This is a genomic window from Parvimonas parva (assembly GCF_016552165.1).
Classification (GTDB): Bacteria; Bacillota; Clostridia; order Tissierellales; family Peptoniphilaceae; genus Parvimonas; species Parvimonas parva.
The window spans coordinates 1-2,786 of sequence record NZ_JACVDA010000042.1 but is presented as its reverse complement, the minus strand read 5'-3'; the positions used below and the strand labels follow the sequence as shown (position 1 = coordinate 2,786).

At 29.4% G+C, this 2,786-nt stretch carries 1 protein-coding gene; it reads right to left on the bottom strand.

Features of this window, described 5'->3' with window-relative positions; genetic code table 11:
• Positions 1–2,786: N-acetylmuramoyl-L-alanine amidase family protein (locus IBJ83_RS08270; protein ID WP_201276070.1), on the bottom strand; the 2,786-nt coding region annotated here is incomplete at both ends.

Genomic DNA, 2,786 nt, shown 5'->3' with positions numbered 1-2,786 from the left:
AGGTAAATTTACCTTTTCTTTTGTAACTGCATCTCTAAATGAAATATCAAATAATGAGACATTTTTACCTTTCAAAGAAGGAATTTGATTAGCATCTATTTTTTCAACTACAAGTTCCTTTCCGGATAAATTTTTACCTATAACTGAAATTTTTGTTTTTTCATCAGTAACCTTAACTTCTTCTTCAGGATTTTCAGGTTTAACACCGTCTAATTTTTCTGTCTTTTCCTTTAAAGCCTTTGCCAAATTGTTTACATTTTCTTGACTTACAGGATTTTCTACAGCATTAACAGCTTCTTCTAATGCCTTGTCGAACTCATTTTTAATTTCTTCTGTAGCATATTTATATTTATCTGTACCTTTTGCAGTATTCGCATTTGTTATTGCTTTATTTAATTCATCGAGATTTATATTACTCTTATAGATAAAAGTTACTTCTTTAATATCTCTAACTTTTTCTTCGTGGATATGTCCAATTTCTTTTTCTTCAACACTTCCGTCGACTCTAACAATCTTGTATTTCAAAACTTCAAAATTTGCATTATTTTCTATAGGTCTTACATTAAAAGATCTTAGTTTAGACCATTTATAACCTTTAATAGTTGTTTCTTTAGAAACCACTTTTCCGTCTTCTGTTTCGTGTTTTACTTTTACTTCAGAAATTTCTTCCACAGTCATATTTTCTTTTTTGTCAACTTTGTCATTTACAACAGTCGCTCTTACAAAAACTTCTTGGTCATAGTTTTCACCGTCAACAGCAACTAAGTATTTAAAAGTAACATTCCCATTTGGATTAGTAGGGATTGTAACATTTCTTGGACAAATAAGTTCAAACATTTGAGTATTTCCATTACCGTAAATTCCCGTACCGTCTGCACTTACCATTATGAAATTGTCCATACTGTCTGAAGTACCTTCGTTTTGCAACGGATACCATTCTACTCCGTTTTCATCTACAATTTTTATCTTTGTCAAGGCTTTATTGAAATTAGCTCCAAACATAGTAACCCATGTTTTCTTGCTTTCTTGACCCACAGGAGTATATGTGTGAGTTACATCTGGCTGTTCAGTTCCACCACCTGATGTTCCATAAGATTGAATTGACATAAAACTTAAGATAGGTTTGTCAGTTATTTTATCAGTAGGTAAAACTGTTGCAACTAATCTTTTAGCTCTATTTTCCAATACATTTACTCCAATTGCTGAAGAATATGTTTTTCCACCGTCCAAAGAAACCATAACTGAATAAGTTTCTGCTTTTAAGCTTTTATTAGCTGGTAATTTAAAAGATATAATTTGCTCAGTATTATTTACAACTTCTACTTTTACATCTGCTGATTTTGTTATTTCTGAATTCAAAGTTTTATCCTTATTATTTATTAGAATTTTGACATTAACAGCTTTACTCAAGTTTTCTCCAACTAATTTAACCTTTACATTTCCACCGACTTTAGTTAGAACTTCACCCTCAACTATATTTGCTTCATTTACTGTTGGCAACGCATCCTTTATAAATTGTTCAAAAGCTCTATTTTCTCTATTTTTCCCATCTTTTATTATTCTTTCTTTAAAGTTTATCTTTGCCCCTATTTGAATTTCAATTGGGTTTGCTAAAGTTATTACAATTTTATCTTCAATAATTTCTACTTTATCCTCTACTTTTAATTTTGTAAAAGTATCAGAATTAGATTTTTTATAAGAAATACCGGCTTTTAAAGTTTCATTATCTTTAACTTCAAAAACCCTCTCATCAAATTTTAAAGTTATTTTTGTCTTACTGTTGTCAAGATATACATTACTTGGTAATAAATCTATAATATCTCCACTTTCTTCGCCACCTACAGTAACGGTAACTTCTTTATCATTTAATCTAATCTTATAAACTTCTTCCTTATTTGAATTTGCTTTAGGGAAATTTAAAGAAGCACTTTGAACTTTACTTGTTCCATTGAAAGTGTAATCCATATTAATTTTATTTTCAACACCATTTTCAACCTTAAAAATTTCAAGTTTAAGTTTATCAGACTCTAAATTTTCACCTTTTACAGTAATAGTATTATCTCCACCAGCTTTAGGCATATTAGGAGTTTTTACTTTAAGTTCGTTTATTACCATATTATTTTCTTCAGATCCTGGAGCAACTGTAACAGTTACTGTCGGATTATCTTGAAATGCTGTTTCAGAGCCATTAGTGTTGAATTTTAAAGTATAAACTTGTTCACTAGTAGTATTATTTTTAGGAAAATCAATAGAAATAGTCTTTCTAGCCTTGTCCCCTGTTATTACAGCACTTTTTCCTAAATCAGTTGGTACATTATTTAATAGTACTTGTACCTTTACTTTATCAGCTGTAATATGATTATCATTAACTCTTTTAGTAATCAATTCTAAATTTGCTTTTCCACCATCTGCCGGTAAATTTTGATTGTCAGGTTTTACTCTAACAATTGCATTTTCTTCAATTATTTGTTCACCCGGAGCAACCTTAATAAAGAATACCGGTTTATCTTGAAATATTGTTTCAGAACCGTTTGTATTAAATTTAATAGTATAAACTTGTTCTTTTGTAGTAGTATTTTTAGGGAAATTTAAAGTAACTGTCTTTTTAGCTTTTTCACCTTGTACTTCTACATTTTTGCCTATTTCAGTTACAACTCCATCTAATGATACTTGAAGTTTTACTTTGTCTGGAGAAATATGTTTATTTTCAATTCTTTTAGTAAATACTGTTAAATTAACTTCTCCACCTTCTGTTGGTAAGTTTTCAATATCTGCAGTTATATTTA